This window comes from Streptomyces sp. P17 (genome assembly GCF_032436805.1).
Lineage (GTDB): Bacteria > Actinomycetota > Actinomycetes > Streptomycetales > Streptomycetaceae > Streptomyces.
Genome location: NZ_JAVRBF010000891.1, coordinates 1 through 268, shown reverse-complemented (window position 1 = coordinate 268; position 268 = coordinate 1). Strand labels below are relative to the sequence as shown.

General features: G+C 39.2%; 1 protein-coding gene. It reads right to left on the bottom strand.

Features of this window, described 5'->3' with window-relative positions:
- Positions 1-268 (bottom strand): OmpH family outer membrane protein (locus RMT89_RS43345; RefSeq protein WP_315889252.1); only part of this gene is annotated, 268 nt, incomplete at both ends.

Here is a 268-nt window from a genome sequence, read left to right as displayed (position 1 = left end):
TAAGTGCAGGCATTGGCATCACCTACTTTTTTGATAGCATCAGTTACCTTCACTTGAATAGGTCTCAACAAAGTCTCTTGTTGTTTCTGAAGGTCTTCTTGCATCACTTGATAAGATGAAGTAATACGATTTTGGATATCTTGGAGTTCTTGCTCTTTACGTAGACGAATACTCTCCACCAAGGTAGCCTTTTCTTTGGTGAAAGCTTCGGCTTTTTTCTGAAACTCGTCTCTCATGCCATTTAAGTCAGCTTCATATTTCTTGGTCA